Source organism: Ramlibacter agri (genome assembly GCF_012927085.1).
Taxonomy (GTDB): domain Bacteria; phylum Pseudomonadota; class Gammaproteobacteria; order Burkholderiales; family Burkholderiaceae_C; genus Ramlibacter; species Ramlibacter agri.
The window spans coordinates 1,789,280-1,806,941 of sequence record NZ_JABBFX010000001.1; the positions used below are offsets into that span (position 1 = coordinate 1,789,280).

Annotated in this window: 22 protein-coding genes and 1 tRNA gene; 10 read left to right on the forward strand and 13 right to left on the reverse strand. The window is 68.1% G+C overall.

Translation table 11 applies throughout. The features are described from left to right. Positions 1 to 25: 25 nt before the first annotated feature. A complete protein-coding gene (locus HHL11_RS08625) occupies positions 26 to 2,500 on the forward strand; it encodes a ligase-associated DNA damage response DEXH box helicase (RefSeq protein ID WP_169417993.1) in 2,475 nt (824 codons plus the stop codon). Between the two features lie 50 nt (positions 2,501 to 2,550). Here HHL11_RS08625 and HHL11_RS08630 read toward each other — a convergent pair. After that, a tRNA-Leu gene (locus HHL11_RS08630) sits at positions 2,551 to 2,635 on the reverse strand. Positions 2,636 to 2,772: 137 nt separating this feature from the next. Here HHL11_RS08630 and HHL11_RS08635 point away from each other — a divergent pair. Continuing rightward, positions 2,773 to 3,240, forward strand: a complete 468-nt coding sequence (locus HHL11_RS08635) for a BON domain-containing protein (protein ID WP_169417994.1) — start codon at positions 2,773 to 2,775, stop codon at positions 3,238 to 3,240. A gap of 7 nt (positions 3,241 to 3,247) precedes the next feature. Here the strand turns inward: HHL11_RS08635 and HHL11_RS08640 are convergent, their stop codons facing one another. The 6 genes from HHL11_RS08640 to HHL11_RS08665 form a co-directional block, all read right to left on the reverse strand. Continuing rightward, entirely contained in the window at positions 3,248 to 4,405 is a 1,158-nt protein-coding gene (locus HHL11_RS08640) for a zinc-binding metallopeptidase family protein (protein ID WP_169417995.1), read from the reverse strand. A gap of 64 nt (positions 4,406 to 4,469) precedes the next feature. Beyond that, positions 4,470 to 4,784 (reverse strand): BON domain-containing protein, encoded by a 315-nt coding sequence (locus HHL11_RS08645; protein WP_169417996.1) that lies wholly within the window; start codon positions 4,782 to 4,784, stop codon positions 4,470 to 4,472. A 101-nt stretch (positions 4,785 to 4,885) separates the two neighbouring features. Further along, positions 4,886 to 5,344, reverse strand: coding sequence for a hypothetical protein (locus HHL11_RS08650; protein WP_169417997.1), 459 nt, complete (start codon positions 5,342 to 5,344; stop codon positions 4,886 to 4,888). Positions 5,345 to 5,356: 12 nt separating this feature from the next. Continuing rightward, entirely contained in the window at positions 5,357 to 5,728 is a 372-nt protein-coding gene (locus HHL11_RS08655) for a hypothetical protein (RefSeq protein WP_169417998.1), read from the reverse strand. A gap of 15 nt (positions 5,729 to 5,743) precedes the next feature. Further along, positions 5,744 to 6,055 (reverse strand): DUF883 family protein, encoded by a 312-nt coding sequence (locus HHL11_RS08660; protein WP_169417999.1) that lies wholly within the window; start codon positions 6,053 to 6,055, stop codon positions 5,744 to 5,746. Between the two features lie 167 nt (positions 6,056 to 6,222). After that, a complete protein-coding gene (locus HHL11_RS08665) occupies positions 6,223 to 7,542 on the reverse strand; it encodes a CHASE3 domain-containing protein (RefSeq protein WP_240980031.1) in 1,320 nt (439 codons plus the stop codon). A gap of 158 nt (positions 7,543 to 7,700) precedes the next feature. Here HHL11_RS08665 and HHL11_RS08670 point away from each other — a divergent pair, with 158 nt between their 5' ends. Further along, complete coding sequence (locus tag HHL11_RS08670) at positions 7,701 to 8,333, forward strand: response regulator (RefSeq protein WP_169418000.1); 633 nt, start codon at positions 7,701 to 7,703, stop codon at positions 8,331 to 8,333. 19 nt (positions 8,334 to 8,352) lie between these two features. Here HHL11_RS08670 and HHL11_RS08675 read toward each other — a convergent pair whose 3' ends face one another. After that, entirely contained in the window at positions 8,353 to 8,742 is a 390-nt protein-coding gene (locus tag HHL11_RS08675; protein ID WP_169418001.1) for a response regulator, read from the reverse strand. Positions 8,743 to 8,962: 220 nt separating this feature from the next. Here HHL11_RS08675 and HHL11_RS08680 point away from each other — a divergent pair, with 220 nt between their 5' ends. Beyond that, a complete protein-coding gene (locus HHL11_RS08680) occupies positions 8,963 to 9,115 on the forward strand; it encodes a hypothetical protein (RefSeq protein ID WP_169418002.1) in 153 nt (50 codons plus the stop codon). Here HHL11_RS08680 and HHL11_RS08685 read toward each other — a convergent pair. The 3 genes from HHL11_RS08685 to gpmA all read right to left on the reverse strand — a co-directional run bounded on the left by HHL11_RS08685 (position 9,112) and on the right by gpmA (position 12,316). After that, positions 9,112 to 9,873, reverse strand: coding sequence for a HesA/MoeB/ThiF family protein (locus tag HHL11_RS08685; protein ID WP_169418003.1), 762 nt, complete (start codon positions 9,871 to 9,873; stop codon positions 9,112 to 9,114). The genes HHL11_RS08680 and HHL11_RS08685 overlap by 4 nt on opposite strands. Before the next feature lie 91 nt (positions 9,874 to 9,964). Next, positions 9,965 to 11,404 carry a S41 family peptidase gene (locus tag HHL11_RS08690; protein ID WP_169418004.1) on the reverse strand — a complete coding sequence of 480 codons (1,440 nt, stop codon included), beginning with the start codon at positions 11,402 to 11,404 and terminating at the stop codon, positions 9,965 to 9,967. Positions 11,405 to 11,569: 165 nt separating this feature from the next. Then, entirely contained in the window at positions 11,570 to 12,316 is a 747-nt protein-coding gene (gene gpmA, locus HHL11_RS08695; protein WP_169418005.1) for a 2,3-diphosphoglycerate-dependent phosphoglycerate mutase, read from the reverse strand. 97 nt (positions 12,317 to 12,413) lie between these two features. On the opposite strand from gpmA, the gene HHL11_RS08700 reads away from it, so the two are divergent. The 4 genes from HHL11_RS08700 (at position 12,414) to HHL11_RS08715 (ending at position 14,676) form a co-directional block, all read left to right on the forward strand. After that, a complete protein-coding gene (locus tag HHL11_RS08700; protein ID WP_169419965.1) occupies positions 12,414 to 12,821 on the forward strand; it encodes a rhodanese-like domain-containing protein in 408 nt (135 codons plus the stop codon). Between the two features lie 20 nt (positions 12,822 to 12,841). Beyond that, the gene (gene grxC / locus HHL11_RS08705; protein ID WP_169418006.1) at positions 12,842 to 13,108 is read left to right on the forward strand and encodes a glutaredoxin 3; all 267 of its coding nucleotides are present in this window, start codon (positions 12,842 to 12,844) and stop codon (positions 13,106 to 13,108) included. Between the two features lie 103 nt (positions 13,109 to 13,211). After that, entirely contained in the window at positions 13,212 to 13,676 is a 465-nt protein-coding gene (secB, locus tag HHL11_RS08710; RefSeq protein WP_169418007.1) for a protein-export chaperone SecB, read from the forward strand. 7 nt (positions 13,677 to 13,683) lie between these two features. Beyond that, entirely contained in the window at positions 13,684 to 14,676 is a 993-nt protein-coding gene (locus HHL11_RS08715) for an NAD(P)H-dependent glycerol-3-phosphate dehydrogenase (protein ID WP_169418008.1), read from the forward strand. 146 nt (positions 14,677 to 14,822) lie between these two features. Here the strand turns inward: HHL11_RS08715 and HHL11_RS08720 are convergent, their stop codons facing one another. Next, positions 14,823 to 15,143, reverse strand: a complete 321-nt coding sequence (locus HHL11_RS08720) for a thioredoxin family protein (protein WP_169418009.1) — start codon at positions 15,141 to 15,143, stop codon at positions 14,823 to 14,825. 46 nt (positions 15,144 to 15,189) lie between these two features. Next, on the reverse strand, positions 15,190 to 15,588 hold the full coding sequence (locus HHL11_RS08725; protein WP_169418010.1) for a PaaI family thioesterase: 399 nt from the start codon (positions 15,586 to 15,588) through the stop codon (positions 15,190 to 15,192). 69 nt (positions 15,589 to 15,657) lie between these two features. On the opposite strand from HHL11_RS08725, the gene nadC reads away from it, so the two are divergent. Next, positions 15,658 to 16,521: a carboxylating nicotinate-nucleotide diphosphorylase gene (gene nadC, locus HHL11_RS08730; RefSeq protein WP_169418011.1), complete on the forward strand. Its 864-nt coding sequence runs from the start codon at positions 15,658 to 15,660 to the stop codon at positions 16,519 to 16,521. Then, a complete protein-coding gene (nadA, locus tag HHL11_RS08735) occupies positions 16,518 to 17,636 on the forward strand; it encodes a quinolinate synthase NadA (protein ID WP_169418012.1) in 1,119 nt (372 codons plus the stop codon). Before nadC ends, nadA begins: the two co-directional genes overlap by 4 nt. Positions 17,637 to 17,662 lie beyond the last annotated feature (26 nt).

A 17,662-nucleotide genomic window follows, 5' to 3' on the forward strand; every position in this document is an offset into this window, starting at 1 on the left:
GATTCTTCAAATCAACCATTGCTGGATGCCTGGACGAACCGCTGCACGGCAAGCTCAACCGGCCCCGGGCGAAGCCTGGATGGCGCGGCGCGGCTGGCAGCCGTTCGCCTTCCAGCGCGAAGTCTGGCAGGCGATCGCCGAAGGGCGCAGCGGCCTGCTGCACGCGACCACGGGCTCCGGCAAGACCTATGCGGTGTGGCTGGGGATGCTGGACGCCTTGCTCGCGCGCCACCCGCCAGGCCGCGGCGCGGAGCCGCTGCGGGCCATCTGGCTCACGCCGATGCGGGCGCTTGCCTCCGACACGGCCAAGGCGCTGGCGCAGCCGCTGAACGAGCTGGCGCCGGCCTGGACGCTCGGCCTGCGCACGGGCGACACGCCCAGCGCCGAGCGGGCCAGGCAGGACCGCCGCATGCCCACGGTGCTGGTCACCACGCCGGAGTCGCTGACCTTGATGCTGACGCGCGAGAACGCGCGCGAGGACTTGTCGCAGGTGGAGTTCGTCGTGGTGGACGAATGGCACGAGCTGATCGGCAGCAAGCGCGGCGTGCAGGCGCAGCTGGCGATCGCGCGGCTGTGGCAGTTCAATCCGGCGCTGGTGGCGTGGGGCCTCAGTGCGACGCTGGGGAATCTTGAACAGGCGATGGAAGTCCTTTGCCACCCCGGCGCGGAAGGCAAGGCCCCGGCCCTCGTCCAGGGCCGCATCGACAAGACGCTCCTCATCGATACGCTGATCCCGCCCGACCCTGGCAAGTATTCCTGGGCCGGCCACCTCGGTGCGCGCATGCAGCAGCCGGTGGTGGAGGAGATCGCGAAGTCGGGCACCACGCTGGTCTTCACCAACGTGCGCTCGCAGGCCGAGATCTGGTACCAGCTGCTGCTGGAAGCGAAGCCGGAATGGGCCGGGCACATCGCCCTGCATCACGGCTCGCTGGATCGCGCCACGCGCGAATGGGTGGAGCAAGGCCTGAAGCAGGGCACGCTGCGCGCCGTGGTCGCCACGTCGTCGCTGGACCTCGGTGTCGATTTCCTGCCGGTGGAACGCGTGCTGCAGATCGGCTCGGCCAAGGGCGTCGCCCGCATGATGCAGCGGGCCGGCCGCAGCGGCCACGCGCCCGGCCGCCCGAGCCGCGTGACCCTGGTGCCCACCAACACGATGGAGCTGGTGGAGGCGGCGGCCGCGCGCTGGGCCGCGAAGACCGGGCGCGTGGAGAAGCGCACTTCACCGGAGAAGCCGCTGGACGTGCTGGTGCAGCACATCGTCACGGTGGCGCTGGGCGGCGGCTTCGCGCCCGATGCGTTCTACGCCGAAGTGACGAGCGCCTATGCCTACCGCAACCTCACGCGCGCGGAGTTCGATTGGGCCGTCACCTTCTGCGAGCGCGGCGGCGAGAGCCTGGGCGCTTATCCCGAGTACCACCGCATCGTCCATGGCGAGGACGGCATGTACACGGTGCAGGACAAGGGCGTGGCGAAGCGCCACCGGCTCGGCGTGGGCACCATCGTCAGCGACGCCGCCATCCAGGTGAAGTTCCTGACGGGCGCCGTCATCGGGACCATGGAGGAGGGCTTCATCGCGCGCCTGCGCGCCGGCGACCACTTCTTCTTCGCCGGCCGGTTGCTGGAGTTCGTGCGCGTGCGCGACATGGCGGCCTACGTGCGCAAGGCAACGAAGAACAAGGGCACGGTGCCCACCTGGCAGGGCAGCAAGATGGCGCTGTCCACCGAACTCTCGGACGCCGTGCTGGAGATGATGCAGAACGCGGCGCACGGCGAGTTCGCCGAGCCCGAGCTGCTGGCGGCGCGGCCCATGCTGCAGACGCAGCAGCGGCTGTCGAAGATCCCCACGCCGCGCACGCTCCTGGTCGAGAGCTACCGCTCGCGCGAGGGCCAGCACCTGTACGTCTATCCCTTCGCCGGCCGCAACGTGCACCTGGGGCTGGCCAGCCTGCTGGCATGGCGGCTCGCGCGCTTGCAGCCCAACACCTTCAGCATGTCGATCAACGACTACGGCTTCGAGCTGGTGGGGGCCGCGCCCTTCGACATCGCGCCGGTCACGAGCCAGGCGCTGTTCACCGGCGACGATCTGTTGCACGACGTGCTGGCCTCGCTCAATTCCACCGAGCTGGCGCAGCGGCGCTTCCGCGAGATCGCGCGCGTGGCCGGCCTCATCACCCCCGGCTACCCCGGGCAGCCGAAAAGCGCGAAGCAGTTGCAGGCTTCCAGCGCGCTGTTCTTCGAGGTGTTCCGCAAGTACGACGCGGGCAACCTGCTGTTGAACCAGGCGGAGCAGGAAGTCCTGAGCCAGGAGCTGGAACTCTCGCGCCTGTCGGAAACGCTGGCGCGCATGCGCGCACGTGCAGTGGACTTCGCCGAACTGCGCCACCCGAGTCCCATGAGCCTGCCGCTGATGGTGGAGCGCTTCCGGGAGAAGCTCACGACGGAGCAGTTGTCCGAACGCCTCGACCGCATCCTGCGGGCGATGGAGAAGGAAGAGGCTTGACGCCGCCCAAACGAAAAAATCGCCGCGAGGCGATTTTCCGTTCAATCGATTGGTGCCCAGGAGAGGACTCGAACCTCCACGATGTTACTCGCTAGTACCTGAAACTAGTGCGTCTACCAATTCCGCCACCTGGGCATTCAGGAGCTCTGCATTGTAGCGGAGTTTTGGGCCCCTTCTTTCTCCTACATGCATTTGCTCCGCGATATGACCCGGCGCGCAACACCTGCTTCCTAGACTGCGGGCCAGCAGTTATCGATGGGAGTCCGCAGGAAATGAGGAAGAAGATGTCGTGGAAGCGCGCTGCCTTGCCGGCGGCGCTGGCAATGTGCGCATGGCTCGCGGCCTGCGGCGATCGCGTGGACAACACCGAGACGCCCGAACCGCCGCAAGCCAGCGTGGAGATCAACCGCCAGGGCGAGCAGGGTGCCAAGCCCGTCACCGAAGCCGTCGGCGTCATGCATGACACCAACACGATGGGCGCCGGGCCCGCCCTTGCGCTGGCACCCGCGTCCGCACCCGGCGCGATGGACCAGGAGGACACGCGCATCGCTTCCGACGTGAAGACCGCGCTGGCCGCCGACCCGGACTTCAGCTCGATGAAGATCGACGTGTTCAGCGACGAAGGCATGATCACCTTGCGCGGGCGCGCGCCCGACCCTGGTGCGCGCGAGCGCGCGCGGGACATCGCGCGGACCGTGCGCGACGTGAAGTCGGTCGACAACCAGCTGACCCTGGGCTGAACGCGGGTCAAGGCGCGGCGGCAGGCTCCTGCTTGCTCTGCGCCGCGACGCTCTCCGTCTTGGCCGCGGCTCGGGTGGCGGCGGCGCTGGTCTTGCTGCGCGTCTGGAAGATCACGTCGTGCACGAAGCGCAGCTTGTCCAGCGCGCCGGGCGACAGCGCGAACGGATACGCGTCCTCCTGGCCCAGGCTGCGGTTCAGGCTGTTCAACAGCAGCGTCAGCGGCACCCACTGCTCCACCAGCTGGTCGAACTCGGGCCGGCCGGTCTCCAACGGGTTGATCACTTCTTCGAGCTCCACGCCCTGGCCGGGGATGGACAGGCGCGTGTTGTACGAGGACGCGGTTTCCAGCAGGTCCACCATGTGCAGGTAGTGGGCCCAGGTCTCGGCCCAGTCCTCCCAGGGATGCGAGGTCGCATAGGCGCTGACGTAGTTGTCCTGCCAGTCCGGGATGCTGCCGCCGCGCGCGTAGTGGTCCTGCAGGGCCTGCTGGTAGTCGGCCTGTTCGTCGCCGAACACCTCGCGGAAGTGTTCCAGCTGGCCGCCGTCGGCGATCAGCTGGTTCCAGTAGTAGTGGCCCGACTCATGGCGGAAGTGTCCCAGCAGCGTGCGATAGGGCTCGTGCATCTCGACGCGGCGCTTCACGCGCTCGGCGTCGTCGGCCTCCGTCACGTTGATCGTGATGACGCCCTGCGAGTGGCCGGTCATCACGGGCTGTCCGGGCTGGTCGGCGAGGAATTCGAAGACGGGCCCGTCGGATTCGCCATCCGGCGGCGTCGGCGAGAGCAGGCCCAGCTTGGCCAGCGTGTAGAACAGGCGGCGCTTGGCCGCTTCCAGCCGGTACCAGCGCCCGGGATTCCCGGGTTGCGACAGGTCCGGCAGGATGCGCGTCAGCCGGCAGGCCGCGCACAGGGGATTGGGGTCCGCCGCGGGCACGGCGAAGTTGCATGCGTTCTGCGTCGTGGCGTTGTGGCACAGGCGATAACGCGCCGCGCCTTCCTTGCCGCGCGCCTTCGGGCGCCAGAGTTCCTCCTTCCCTTGCACCTGCTCGAGCGCCGCCATGTTCAGGCGGTCCGGCAGGAAGGCGAGCGTGCTGCCGCACTTCAGGCAGCTGACGTTCTCGAAGAAGACGGCCTGGCCGCAGTGCTGGCAGTGGAATGTTTTCATGATGCGCGCGAATGGAAAAAGGGCAGGCCGCCCTGCAGGCGCCTGCCCTTCGCTCCCGACCCTGTTACGGACGGACCAGCAGGCTGTTGTGCACTTCGCGCACGCCCTTGGTGTCGCGGGCGAGCATGCCGGCAACGTCCTTCTCCTGCTGCGACTTGGCGAAGCCGGACAGCTCCACGGTGCCTTGCAGCGTGCTGACGTTGATGGACAGGCCGCCGGTGCGCTTGTCCTCGAGCAGCTTGGTCTTGACGGAGGCGGTGATGGTCTTGTCATCGACATAGGTGCCGACGTTTTCCTGGCCGCGCCAGACGGCGCAGCCGCTGGTCACCAGGGTCAGGCCGGTCAGGATGGCCAGGGTATAGGCACGTGCGTTTTTCATGAGAACTCCCTTCGGGTCGAGTTGTGATGGTGCGGGTCTTCCAAGGAAGCTTGCCGGGGCCGCACCGTACCTCCCGGCTTGCTTTGTGAAACTCTTCTTCTTCAAGGCTGCTCTTCGTCCTTGCGGAAATCCGCCGCCGAGAGCGCCGCCATCAGCAGGCTGGACACCTGCGAGGACTTCAGCAGCGCCAGGGTCAGCCCGCCCAGCGAGATCAGCTTCCAGGGCCGCGCGAATGTCAGCGCCGCGCCGGCCGCCGCCGAAATGGCCAGCAGCTGCCACGGCTTGCGCCGCGCATAGTTGCGCAGCATCGGCGAGGCCAGGTCCACCGCCATGTGCGCCGGGTGGTAGCGCCACCAGGTCTGCACCACGTGCTGCAGGTGGCGGAACCAGCCGCCGCCCGTGGGCGCAGCGTCGTCGTCCGGCGGGAACGAGCCTTCGTCGCCCATGAAGGCGTAGCCGGGCGGGGCTTCCTCGTGCGGGTCGTGCTTGCGCTCGCGCCGCGCGATGTGGTCCACGATCGCGCGGCGCGAGCGCGCGAGCTTGTCCGTGGCTTCAGACATTCGGTCTCCGCCTCAAGAGCGCGCCCGCACGGCGCGCAGCGCCTGCGCGTCGGCGTCGAGTTGCGCCTTCAGCTCCGCGAAGGCTTTCTCGGGCAGGGGCTGGCGCGCCACCAGGAAGCCGGCCACCGCAATGGCCAGCGCGATGGCGGGAACGATCACCAGCATCCAGTGGAATTCGTGGACGGCGCCGATCATGGCCGCGACCCCCGCGAGGACCAGGAACACGAGGCCCGCGAAAAGGGTCACGCCCCAGGCGATGGCCCGCTTCGCGATTTCCAGGCCCACGCTGGAGGCTTCCTCGCGCACCAGCGCGGCGTAGCCGGCGACGTGCTGGATCACCAGCTCCGGCTTGCTCACCAGCACCGAGAAGATCGGGTGCAGCATGCGCGTGCCCCGGCCTCAGAAGTACTTGTCCTGCAGGTCGCGGCGATGCCGCATCGCGATGACGATGCCGGCGACGGCAGCGCCCACCGCCGCAGCGATCAGCGCCGCCTTCATCGGGTTGTCGGCGACGTAGCGCTGGCTGGTGCGGGCGTACTCGCCCATGTAGCGCTGCGCCGCGGAGGCACGCGAAGACATGGCGTCCATGCCGCGGTTCGCTGCGTCCTGCATGTTGGACCGCAGGTCCTTCACGGTGCTGCTGGCCCGATCGAGCGCCTCGCTCGCCAGGCGGCGGGTGGTCGCCAGGGTGTTCTCGGTATCGGTGTTCATCTGCGAGTCCTCTTTTCTTGCAAGTGAATGCCCCGCGGGGCGGCCATGGAACCACGGAACGACAAAGCGAATCGTGCGTGCCTGTAGCTTAGGCATAAACAGCCCAGCAAAGATCAGTTCCCCGCCTGACCGAATGTAGGAGGGAGCCGACAGGGTTTCGGGAAAGGTCAGGCCGGCTGCGCGGCCGCAGCCTTGGGCAGCACGGCGGTGATGCGCGTGCCCCGGCCCGGGCCGGAGTTCACCGTGAAGCGGCCGCCGGCGGCTTCCACGCGGTGGCGCATGCCGGCGATGCCGTGGGTGGTGGGACGCACTTCGCGGGCGTCGAAGCCCTTGCCGTCGTCCTGGATCTCCACCTCGACGTGGTTGCTGTAACTGCGCACGCTCACGTCCACCTGCCTGGCTTCCGCGTACTTGCCCACGTTGGTCAGCGACTCCTGCACGAGGCGATAGACCGTCAGCTGCGAAGGCTCGTCCAGCTCCACCGGCTCCAGGCTGCTCGCCACTTCGATGCCGGAGCGCTCGGAGAATTCGCGCGCCAGGATCTCGAGCGCCGCCGTCAGCCCCAGGTTCGCCAGCGAGGACGGCCGCAAGTCCTCGATGATGCGGCGCTTCAGCGCGATGCCGCTGTTGAGGGTCTCGGTCAGGTGCTGCAGGCGCTGGCTCACTTCCGGCGCCGGCGGACTCAGCTTCGATTTCAGCCGCGCCACATCGAGCTTGGCCGCGGTCAGAAGCGCCCCGAGTTCGTCGTGCAGTTCGCGCGCGAGGTGGCCGCGCTCCTCCTCGCGCACCTGCTGCAGGTGCGTGGCCAGCTGCGCCAGCGAGGCGGTGCGTTCGCGCACCTGCGTCTCCAGCAGGTCGCGTTCGGCCTGCAGCGCGGCCTGCTGCTGCTCGCCGGCGAGCTTCAGTTTCGTGCTTTGGCGCAGGTACAGGTAGAAGGCCAGCAGCGCCGCGGCGGTGACCAGGCCGATGCCGATGCGCGCGAGCCGCAAGGTCTTCTCCACCTGCCGCTGTGACGAGACCATGCCCGCGGTGGCGGTCTGGATCAGCTTGCCGGCCTGCTCGCGGATGGCGTCCATGTGCTCGCGGCCCACGTCGGTCAGCAGCACGAACTTCCAGGCGTCCTCGTTGCCCTGCTTGCGCATGCGCACCGACATGTCCATTTCGGCGGCCTTGCGCTGCACGTTGCGCGTGAGCAGGGCCAGCGTCGCGGCATCGGCGCTGCCCGGGTCGTACTTCATGCGCAGGTTGTCGAGGTCGTGGCTGATCTCCGCGACCGCGGCGTTGTACGGCTCCAGGTAGCGCGGGTCGCCGGTGAGCAGGTAGCCGCGCGAGCCGGTCTCGGCATCGAGCACCTGCTGCAACAGGTGGTTCACGGCGTTGCGCGTCTGCGTGTATTCGTCGATGCGCTCGAGCGCTTCGCTCGATGCGACGTAGCCTGTTTCATTGATACCGATGAGCACCAACGCCGCGAGAACCGCGAGGACCAAGCCGATCGCCGTGCGCGGCAATACGAAAGAAGCCGGCAGTCTCAACCTAAAACCTCAACGTTGTGCCTAAAATCCGCCCACGTCATGACTCAAGGGTAGGCCATTTCCATCCGGAAGTGGGGCACAATGAAACACAAGCTTGACGTAGAAGGTGAAGCATGATCAAAGTCGGCATTGTGGATGACCACGCCATCGTGCGGTCAGGCCTCAAACAATTCTTCAGTGAACAAGTCGACCTGCGGGTCGTTGGGGAAGCAGCAAGCGGGCGTGAGGCCATCGACCTGGTGCGCACCACCGAAATGGACGTCCTCGTGATGGACCTTTCGATGCCCGGGCAGAGCGGCATCGATGCGCTCGGCATGATCCGCGCGAAAGCGCCGGATGTCGGCATCCTCATCCTCTCCGGGTATCCCGAAGAGCACTACGCGATGAACCTGATCCGGCAGGGCGCGAGCGGCTACCTGAACAAGGAATGCGAACCGATGGAGATCGTCAACGCGATCCGCACCATCGCGCTGGGCCGCCGGTACATCTCGCCCGCGGTCGCCGAACTGCTGGCGCAGCAGCTCAATCGCAAGGAAGGCGGCGCGCCGCACGAGCAGCTGTCGGAGCGCGAGTTCCAGGTGTTCCTGAAGCTGGCCAAGGGCGAAACCGCCGGCGACATCGCGAAGGCGCTGTCGCTGTCGGTGAAGACCGTGAGCACGTACCGCACGCGCCTGATGGAGAAGATGAACCTCTCCTCCAACAGCGACCTGACGTACTACGCGCTGAAGAACAAGCTGATCGATTGAGCGCGCGAGGCGCATCGCCTCACGCACCGCCTGCCGCGCCCGCGCCCAGCGCCAGGCAGTAATCCACCAGCGCATCGATCTCGTTCGACTTGTCGAACACCGCGTCCGCGCCCAGCCGGGCGCAGCGCTGGCGCATGTCGTCGGTCGCATAGTTGCTCAGCACCACCACGCGCTGGTCGGTGCCACGCTGCTGCATCGCCTCGAGCACGCCGAGGCCGCTGCCTTGCTTGAGGAACAGGTCCACGATCGCGAGGTCCCAGTCTGCCGCATGGGTGGCGAGCCAGAGGCGCGCGTCCCCCTCGGATTCCGCCCACCCGAGCGGCTGCACGGACGCCAGTTCCTCGAGCGTGCCGATCAGGTTCTCGCGGATGGTGGCGTTGTCTTCGACGATGTACGTTCGCAGTTCCACGGGTGCTCGCTTCCCCGGCGCACCCGTCGCGCGCCCGGCCCTCCTGTTCCCAGGAAGCGGGCATTTTGCCAGCGCGGCTTCGTGCGCAGGGTAGGAGCTGTCCTACCGCGTGCCTAGCGTCGAGCGACGCGCAAGGGCGGTGCGGCGACTACTTGCGAGGCCGCGGGCGCGCGGGATCATTGCGCAAAGCGCGCGACTTTCCGAACGCGCAAGGTATCCCATGAAGCTAGTCCTGCAAACCACGATCGTGTTCTTCGGCACCTTGCTCGCCGCCGCGCTGGTCGCGCTGGGGCAGCCGGGGTCGGCGGAAGTCCAGATGGCCCAAGTCGCGCCGGTCGACGTCATCGTCGCCGGCCTGTTCGGCAGCACCTAGGCGTGCTGTGACCGCCCGGCGCACACCGGGCAATGCGGGTTGCGATGGATGCGCAGCTCGCTCCACTCCATGCTGCGGCCGTCCAGCATCTGCAGCCGGCCCGCGAGCGAGCGGCCGACGCCGGCCAGCAGCCGCAGCGCCTCCGACGCCTGCATGGCGCCGATGATGCCCACCAGCGGCGCGAACACCCCCATCACGGCGCAGCGCGTCTCCTCCAGCTCCTGGTCCGGCGGAAACACGCAGGCATAGCACGGGCTCGCCGCATCGCGCGGATCGTAGACGCTGATCTGCGCGTCGAAGCGGATGGCGGCGCCGGCCACCAGCGGCTTGCCGTGGCGGAAGCAGGCGCGGTTGATCGCCTGCCGGGTGGCGAAGTTGTCGCTGCAGTCGATGACGACGTCGGCTGGCGGCACGAGTTCGTCCAGGTCCTGCGCATCGGCCTTCAGCACCAGCGGGCGCACCAGCACGTCGGGGTTGATCGCGGCCACCGCGGTGCGCGCCGATTCCGCCTTGGGATGGCCGATGCGGTCCGTCGCATGCGCGATCTGCCGCTGCAGGTTGGTGAGGTCCACCACGTCGTTGTCGACGATCGTGATGCGGCCCACGCCCGCGGTGCCCAGGTACAGCGCCACCGGCGAGCCCAGGCCGCCGGCGCCGATCACCAGCGCATGCGCCTGGAGCAGGCGCTGCTGCCCCTCCACCCCGATCTCGTCGAGGAGGATGTGGCGGGAGTAGCGCAGGAGTTGCTCGTCGGTCATGGAAGGATTGTGCGACACCAACGAAAAAGCGGCCCGGAGGCCGCTCTTCGTGGATCCCGGCCTGCGCCGGGATGACATCGCTGGCGCGGTGTCAGTTCTCCTTCTTCTCCTGCTTGTTCTCGACGACCTGGGTCTTCGAGACGGCGACCGGGCGGCCCTTCAGCTGGTTCAGCGCCTGGGCGAGCTGGAAGTCCTTGTCGCTGCCGAATTCCGGCGGCATCTTGGCCTTGTCGCCCTTCTTGGCTTCTTCCTCGGCCAGCTTGCGGGCGTCCTCGCGGGCCTTGTCGCGTGCCGGGTCCTTCACCTCGGCGCCCTGGCCGCTGGTGAGGTGGTGTTCGAGGTCGGCTTCGCGGGTGCGCAGCGCGGCGAACAGGTTGCCGTCGGCGGTTTCGTCCACCATGACGTCGGGCACGATGCCCTTGGCCTGGATGGAGCGGCCGCTCGGCGTGTAGTAGCGCGCGGTGGTCAGCTTGAGGCCGGTGTCCGGACCCAGCGGGCGCACCGTCTGCACGGAGCCCTTGCCGAAGGTCTGGCTGCCCATGATGATGCCGCGGTGCTGGTCCTGCAGCGCGCCGGACACGATCTCGGAAGCGGAGGCGGAGCCTTCGTTCACCAGCACGATCAGCGGCACCGTCTTCAGGCCGGCGGGCAGGCCGCGCAACGGATCGGCGCCGGCACGGCGCTGGTAGAACTCCGGCGCGGCCTTGTAGGTGAACTTGCTTTCCGGCAGCTGGCCGTTGGTGGAGACCACCGTCACGTTCTCGGGCAGGAAGGCCGCGGAAATCGCGACAGCCGCATCGAGCAGGCCGCCCGGGTCGTTGCGCAGGTCCAGCACCATGCCCTTCATGTTCGGGTCGGCCTTGTACAGCTCGCGCACCTTGGCGGCGAAGTCGTCCACCGTGCGTTCCTGGAACTGCGACACGCGGATCCAGCCGTAGCCCGGCTCGATCATCTTGCCCTTGACGGACTGGGTCTTGATCTCCTCGCGGGTGATCGTGACCGGGAAGGAGCGGTTTTCGTCCTTGCGATAGATCGTCAGCTGCACCTTGGTGTTCGGCTCGCCGCGCATGCGCTTGACGGCATCCGACAGGCTCAGGCCCTTGACGGCGGTGTCGTCGATCTTGGTGATCAGGTCGCCGGTCTTCAGGCCGGCGCGGAAGGCAGGCGAACCCTCGATGGGCGACACCACCTTGACCAGGCCGTCTTCCTGCGAGATCTCGATGCCGACGCCGACGAAGCGGCCGGACGTGCCTTCGCGGAATTCCTTGAAGCTCTTCTTGTCGAAGTACTGCGAGTGCGGGTCGAGGCTGGACACCATGCCGGAGATGGCGTCGGTGATCAGCTTCTTCTCGTCGACCGGCTCGACGTAGTCCGTCTTCACCATGCTGAACACGGCGGCCAGCTGCTGCAACTCTTCGAGCGGCAACGGCGCCAGCGAGCCACGGGCAACGGTCTGCAGAGAGACCGTGGTGAGCGCGCCGGCAATCGCGCCTACGGAAATCCAGCCGGCAATCTTGAGTTTGTGGCTCATGGGGATGGGGTCCAAAGTCCTCTCGACTTCAATATACACCTGAGAAAGCTGTCAGACGCCATCCCGCGCGAGTGGTTCCCGGGCGCTTTCCTGCGGCATGTGAAAAAAACGCGGAAAGCCTGGGCAACCGTCCTACAGGAACGTAGGGGGAAACCCCGCCGGCGCTTACTTGGACTTGCCCTGGGCCGCGACTGCGGCCGCGGCGGCGGCCACTGCCGCAGCGTCGCCGAGATAGTAGTGGCGCAGCGGCTTCAGGTCCGTATCCAGTTCGTAAACGAGCGGAATCCCGTTGGGGATGTTCAGCCCCACGATGTCCTGGTCGGAGATGCCATCGAGGTACTTCACCAGCGCGCGGATCGAGTTGCCGTGGGCCGACACGACGACGCGCTTGCCCGAGCGGATGGCGGGCGCCATTGCTTCATTCCAGAAGGGCAGCACGCGGGCGACGGTGTCCTTCAGGCATTCGGTCAGCGGCACCTGTTCGGGATTGAGCTTGTCGTAGCGGCGGTCGCCGCGCTCGCTGCGCGGGTCGCTCGCCTCCAGCGCCGGCGGCGGCGTGTCGTAGCTGCGGCGCCAGACCAGCACCTGCTCGTCGCCATATTGCTTGGCCATGTCCGCCTTGTTCAAGCCTTGCAGCGCGCCGTAGTGGCGCTCGTTGAGGCGCCACGAATGCACCACCGGCAGCCAGGTGCGGTCCATCTCGTCCAGCACATGCCACAGCGTGCGCGTGGCGCGCTTCAGCACGCTGGTGTAGCAGAGGTCGAAATCCCAGCCTTCCTGCTTCAGCAGCTTGCCGGCCGAAATGGCCTGCTGCAGGCCGGCGGGAGTCAGGTCCACGTCAGTCCAGCCGGTGAAGCGGTTTTCCAGGTTCCAGGTGGATTCGCCGTGGCGAATGAGGACGAGCTTGTGCATGGCGGGCAGGGTTCAGGTCAGGGGGAAACCCGGCATTCTAGAATCCGGGGTTGCCCGGAATCTTGCCGGGCCTGGAAGAAAGGTTGAAATGAATCCGCTGCCGTTTTTGATCCACAACTGGTCGCTCGTGCTGATCGCCGTCGTCTCTGGCGGCATGCTGATCTGGCCCGTGGTGAGCAAGGGCACCCGCGGTGGCCTGAGCCCGAACGACGCCGTGCAGATGATGAACCGCGAAAGGGCGGTGATCGTCGACGTCTGCGAGACCGAGGAGTTCGCCGCCGGCCACGTGGCCGGCGCCCGCAACATCCCGCTGGGCCAACTGGAACAGCGCCTGCCCGAGGTGGTGAAGAACAAGGCCCTGCCGGTCATCCTGGTCTGCAAGAGCGGCGGCCGGGCGCAACGCGCCGAGCGCATCGCGAAAAGCCTGGGCTACGACAAGGCTGTTGTGCTGGCCGGCGGCCTGGGCGCCTGGAAAGACGCTAACCTGCCGCTGGAAAAAGCCTGAACCACCCCCATCTCGAGCCCATGCAGCACGTCAAGATGTACACCACCGCGGTCTGCCCCTTCTGCATCCGCGCCAAGCAGATCCTCAAATCCAAGGGGGTCGACAAGATCGAGGAAGTCCGCATCGACATGCAGCCCGACGAACGGGCGAAGATGATGGAGATCACCGGCCGGCGCACCGTGCCGCAGATCTTCATCGGCGAGACGCATGTCGGCGGCTGCGACGACCTGATCGCGCTGGACGGCCGCGGCGGGCTGATGCCCTTGCTGAACGGCGCCGCCGCCTGAGCCAGACGCACTCCGCCGGCCTGAGATAATCGCCGGCTGCACCGAGCCCGCCCGGAGCATTCGTTCCGGCCGGGCTTTTTCATTCCGCACCGAAAGGCAGGCCATGGCCGACAACAACGATCCCGTGTTCCAGATCCAGCGCGTCTACATGAAGGAGGCTTCGCTGGAGCAGCCGAATTCCCCCGCCATCCTGCTGGAGCAGGAGCAGCCCACCGTGGACATCCAGCTGGGCGTGGAAGCGCAGCAGGCCGCCGACGGCATGTACGAAGTGGCCGTGGCCGCGACCGTCACCACCAAGATCAAGGACCGCACCGTGTTCCTGGTCGAAGTGAAGCAGGCCGGCATCTTCGAGATCCGCAACATCCCGCAGGACCAGATGCAGGCCATCATGGGCATCGCCTGCCCGCAGATCGTCTACCCCTACCTGCGCGCCAACGTGTCCGACATCGTGACGCGCGCCGGCTTCCCGCCGGTGCACCTGGCCGAGATCAACTTCCAGGCCATGTACGAGCAGCAGCAGGCGCAGCAGCAGCAGCCGGCCGCCTCGCCGATCATCACCAAGGCCTGATCGGCCCATGGACATCCTCGTGCTCGGGGCCGGTGCCTGGGGCACGGCGCTGGCCATCAGCGCGGGGGAGCGCCACCGCGTCACCCTGTGGGCGCGCGACCCGGACCAGGCCGCCGCCATCGCCGCTGCCGGCGAGAACCGCAAGTACCTGCGGGGGCTGCGGCTGCCGGCCGGCGTGCGCGTGCAGGACGGGCCCGAGAGCGGGCTCGCCGCGCTGGCCGCTTCCCATGAACTCGTGATCGTGGCCTCGCCGATGGCGGGGCTGCGGGCCATGCTCATCGCGCTGCGCGACTGCGCGCGGCCGGTGGCCTGGTTGTGCAAGGGCTTCGAGTCCGGCACCGGGCTCCTGGGCCACGAGATCCGGGCCGAAGTGGCGCCTGCCCTCGCGGGCGGCGCCCTCAGTGGGCCCAGCTTCGCGCAGGAGGTGGCGCGCGGCCAACCCAGCGCGCTGGTGGCGGCCAGCGAATCCGCCGCCGTGCGCGACGCGCTGGTCGCGGCCTTCCACGGGCCGGCCATGCGCATCTACGCCAACGAGGACCTGCCGGGCGTGGAAGTGGGCGGTGCCGTGAAGAACGTGCTGGCCATCGCCACCGGCCTGTGCGACGGCCTGGCGCTGGGCCTGAATGCCCGCGCGGCGCTCATCACCCGCGGACTCGCGGAGATGACCCGCCTGGGCGCCGCCTTGGGCGCGCGGGCGGACACGTTCATGGGCTTGTCCGGCCTGGGCGACCTGGTGCTCACTGCGACCGGCGACCTGAGCCGCAACCGGCGGGTCGGCCTGTTGCTGGCCGAGGGCCTGAGCCTGCAGCAGGCGGTGGATTCGCTGGGCCACGTGGCCGAAGGCGTCTACTGCGCGCACACCGTGGTGGAGCGCGCCGCGCGGCTGGGCGTCGAGATGCCGATCGCGGGCGCCGTGGTCGACCTGCTGGATGGCCGCTTGCGTCCGGAGCAGGCGGTCGCGGCGCTGATGCAGCGCGGGCCGACGCCGGAATCCCCCTGAGGCGCAACGACGGGCGAAGCCCGTTTGTTCCCGCTGTTTCCTGGGGAGCTTCCGTCTCCCGTGGAACTCCTCGCATCCGACGCGCGGCTGCGGCATGGAGGCCTTGAAGTCGACCGGGGGCGGGGGGGGGCTCTACTGCTTCGCGGTCAATTGACGATCTTCGCCAGGCCGTCGCGGATCGCCTGCTCGTCGCCAGGGCGCACGACCCGCGTCACTTCCTGCCCGTCCTTCAGGAACACGAGGGTCGGCCAGAGCTTGACGCGGAAGCTGCGCCCGAGCGGCTTGCCCGGGCCGTCCTCGACCTTCAGGTGGCGCAGGTCGGGCTGGCCCGCGAAAGCCGCGGCGATCAGCGGCTGGGCGCCGCGGCACCAGCCGCACCAGCCGGTGCCGAACTCGAGGACGGTCGCGCCGGCGAGGGCGTCCACTTCGGCGCGGCTGGGCTCCGTCGAGGCAGGGGTGGTGTTCATGCAGCCATTGTCGGCCGAAGCGGAAAGGGCTGCCGTCAGCGGCCGCCTAATCCAGCACCAGCTGGGTCTGCGTCACTACGGAGCAGAGCTTGCCCGCTTCGTTGCGGATGGTGGTCTGCCACACCTGCGTGGTGCGCCCGCGGTGCAGGGCCACGCTTTCGGCCGTGACCGTGGTGTTGACCGCGGCCCCGCCGATGAACTTGGTGGAGGAATCGGTGGTGGTCGTGCGCTTGCCGGGCGGCAGGTTCAGGAAGGTGCCCACCGCGCCCAGCGTGTCGGCGAAAGCCATGTGGGCGCCGCCATGCAGCGCGCCGCCGGTGGTGCACAGGTCCGGCCGCACCAGCATGGTGGCCGTCACGCGCGTCGGTGTCGCTTCCACCAGCCGCACGCCCATGAGGCCGGGGAAGAGCGGTTCCAGGATCTTCTGCAGTTGCTCGGCGTCCATGCCGCGCAATGTACCGCTGGCTAACCCCCGTGCCAAATGTGGAACCTGCGAGCGGCTATGCTTTCGCCCATGAGCGCACTGTTCGATTTTTCTCCCTCGGCCATCGAGGAGCTCGCGCGGACCGACGCCGCCCGTGCGCTGGCGGAAGACGTGGGCGGCGGCGACCTGACCGCGGCCCTGGTGCCGGCGGGGCGGCGTGTCCGCGCCCGCGTGCTGGCGCGCGAAAGCGCCGTGATCTGCGGCGGCCCCTGGGTCGAGGCCACCCTGCGCCAGGTCGACCCCGGGTTGAAGGTGCGCTGGCTGGTCGCCGAAGGCCAGCGCTGCGCCGCCGACCAGGTGGTGCTGGAGGTGGAAGGAAGCGCCCGCTCGCTGCTGACGGTCGAACGCACCATCCTCAACTTCCTGCAGCTCCTGAGCGGCGTGGCAACCAAGACGGCGAGCTATGTCGAGGCAGTGCGGGGCACGAAGGCGCAGATCGTCGACACGCGCAAGACGATCCCCGGCCTGCGGCTGGCGCAGAAGTACGCCGTGCGCACTGGTGGCGGCAGCAACCACCGCATCGGCCTGTACGACGCCGTCCTGATCAAGGAAAACCACATCGCCGCGGCCGGTGGCGTCACCGCCGTCCTGCAGGCGGCGGAGCAAGCGGCCGCCCAGGCCACCTTCATCCAGATCGAGGTGGAGACGCTGGAGCAGCTGCAGGAAGCGCTGGCCGCCGGCGCGAAGATGGTCCTCCTGGACAATATGGACCTGCCGACCTTGCGTGAAGCCGCCCGCATCAACGCCGGGCGCGCCGTGCTGGAGATCTCCGGCGGCGTCACGCTGGACAATCTGCGCCCCTACGCCGAGACCGGCGTCGACCGCATCTCCATCGGCACCCTGACCAAAGACGTGAAGGCCACGGACTTCTCCATGCGCCTCCAAGAGTTATGAATGCAGTCATCCCCCTGAAGGACATCGAGTACGAGCACCCGCTGCCCGGCAACGCCTGCGACACGCGGCACGCCTGGGCGCGCGTGCCCGAGGAGCCGTCGCCGGCCGAACGCACGGCGCTGAAGGAACGCATCAAGCGCCTGCTGAAGGAGCGCAACGCGGTCATGGTGTCGCACTTCTACGTGCACCCGGACCTGCAGGACCTGGCCGAAGAGACCGGCGGCATCGTCAGCGATTCGCTGGAGATGGCGCGCTTCGGCCGCGACCACCCGGCGCAGACGCTGGTGGTGTCCGGCGTCAAGTTCATGGGCGAGTCGGCCAAGATCCTGTCGCCGGAAAAGCGCGTGCTGATGCCCGACATGGACGCGACCTGCTCGCTGGACCTGGGCTGCCCGGTCGACGAGTTCGACCGCTTCTGCAGCCAGCACCCGGACCGCACCATCGTCGTGTACGCCAACACCAGCGCCGCCGTGAAGGCGCGCTCGGACTGGCTGGTCACCTCCAGCTGCGCGCTGGACATCGTCCGCGCGCTGAAGGACAAGGGCCACAAGATCCTGTGGGCGCCCGACAAGCACCTGGGCAGCTACATCCAGCGCGAGACCGGCGCCGACATGGTGTTCTGGAACGGCTCCTGCATCGTGCACGACGAGTTCAAGGCCTTCGAGCTGGAGGACCTGAAGAAGCAGTACCCGAAGGCCAAGGTGCTCGTGCACCCCGAGTCGCCGCCGGACGTGGTGGCGCTGGCCGACGCGGTGGGCTCGACCTCCGGCATCCTGAAGGCGGCGCGCGAGATGGATGCGCGCGAGTTCATCGTCGCCACCGACAACGGCATGATGCACAAGCTGCGCACGCTGAACCCGGGCAAGGTGTTCATCGAGGCGCCCACCGCCGGCAACAGCGCCACTTGCAAGAGCTGCGCGCATTGCCCGTGGATGGCCATGAACGGGCTGGCCGGGCTGGCGCACGTGCTGGAGACGGGCGCGAACGAGGTGTTCGTCGACCCGGCCATCGCCGAGCGCGCACGGGTTCCGGTCGACCGCATGCTGGCGTTCACGGCGGCGCTGAAGGATGGCCGTCCGGCGGGTGCGTTGGTGCCGAACATCGGGGCAGCGTAATCCCGCAAGGCGCTGCGCGCTAGACT

Excerpts from the sequence above, each read along its gene's own strand:
- HHL11_RS08625 (WP_169417993.1), top strand. The coding sequence starts at position 26 with ATGCCTGGACGAACCGCTGCACGGCAAGCTCAACCGGCCCCGGGCGAA.
- HHL11_RS08635 (WP_169417994.1), top strand. The coding sequence starts at position 2,773 with ATGAGGAAGAAGATGTCGTGGAAGCGCGCTGCCTTGCCGGCGGCGCTG.
- HHL11_RS08640 (WP_169417995.1), bottom strand. The coding sequence starts at position 4,405 with ATGAAAACATTCCACTGCCAGCACTGCGGCCAGGCCGTCTTCTTCGAG.
- HHL11_RS08645 (WP_169417996.1), bottom strand. The coding sequence starts at position 4,784 with ATGAAAAACGCACGTGCCTATACCCTGGCCATCCTGACCGGCCTGACC.
- HHL11_RS08650 (WP_169417997.1), bottom strand. The coding sequence starts at position 5,344 with ATGTCTGAAGCCACGGACAAGCTCGCGCGCTCGCGCCGCGCGATCGTG.
- HHL11_RS08655 (WP_169417998.1), bottom strand. The coding sequence starts at position 5,728 with ATGCTGCACCCGATCTTCTCGGTGCTGGTGAGCAAGCCGGAGCTGGTG.
- HHL11_RS08660 (WP_169417999.1), bottom strand. The coding sequence starts at position 6,055 with ATGAACACCGATACCGAGAACACCCTGGCGACCACCCGCCGCCTGGCG.
- HHL11_RS08670 (WP_169418000.1), top strand. The coding sequence starts at position 7,701 with ATGATCAAAGTCGGCATTGTGGATGACCACGCCATCGTGCGGTCAGGC.
- HHL11_RS08680 (WP_169418002.1), top strand. The coding sequence starts at position 8,963 with ATGAAGCTAGTCCTGCAAACCACGATCGTGTTCTTCGGCACCTTGCTC.
- HHL11_RS08685 (WP_169418003.1), bottom strand. The coding sequence starts at position 9,873 with ATGACCGACGAGCAACTCCTGCGCTACTCCCGCCACATCCTCCTCGAC.
- HHL11_RS08690 (WP_169418004.1), bottom strand. The coding sequence starts at position 11,404 with ATGAGCCACAAACTCAAGATTGCCGGCTGGATTTCCGTAGGCGCGATT.
- gpmA (WP_169418005.1), bottom strand. The coding sequence starts at position 12,316 with ATGCACAAGCTCGTCCTCATTCGCCACGGCGAATCCACCTGGAACCTG.
- grxC (WP_169418006.1), top strand. The coding sequence starts at position 12,842 with ATGCAGCACGTCAAGATGTACACCACCGCGGTCTGCCCCTTCTGCATC.
- secB (WP_169418007.1), top strand. The coding sequence starts at position 13,212 with ATGGCCGACAACAACGATCCCGTGTTCCAGATCCAGCGCGTCTACATG.
- HHL11_RS08715 (WP_169418008.1), top strand. The coding sequence starts at position 13,684 with ATGGACATCCTCGTGCTCGGGGCCGGTGCCTGGGGCACGGCGCTGGCC.
- HHL11_RS08720 (WP_169418009.1), bottom strand. The coding sequence starts at position 15,143 with ATGAACACCACCCCTGCCTCGACGGAGCCCAGCCGCGCCGAAGTGGAC.
- HHL11_RS08725 (WP_169418010.1), bottom strand. The coding sequence starts at position 15,588 with ATGGACGCCGAGCAACTGCAGAAGATCCTGGAACCGCTCTTCCCCGGC.
- nadC (WP_169418011.1), top strand. The coding sequence starts at position 15,658 with ATGAGCGCACTGTTCGATTTTTCTCCCTCGGCCATCGAGGAGCTCGCG.
- nadA (WP_169418012.1), top strand. The coding sequence starts at position 16,518 with ATGAATGCAGTCATCCCCCTGAAGGACATCGAGTACGAGCACCCGCTG.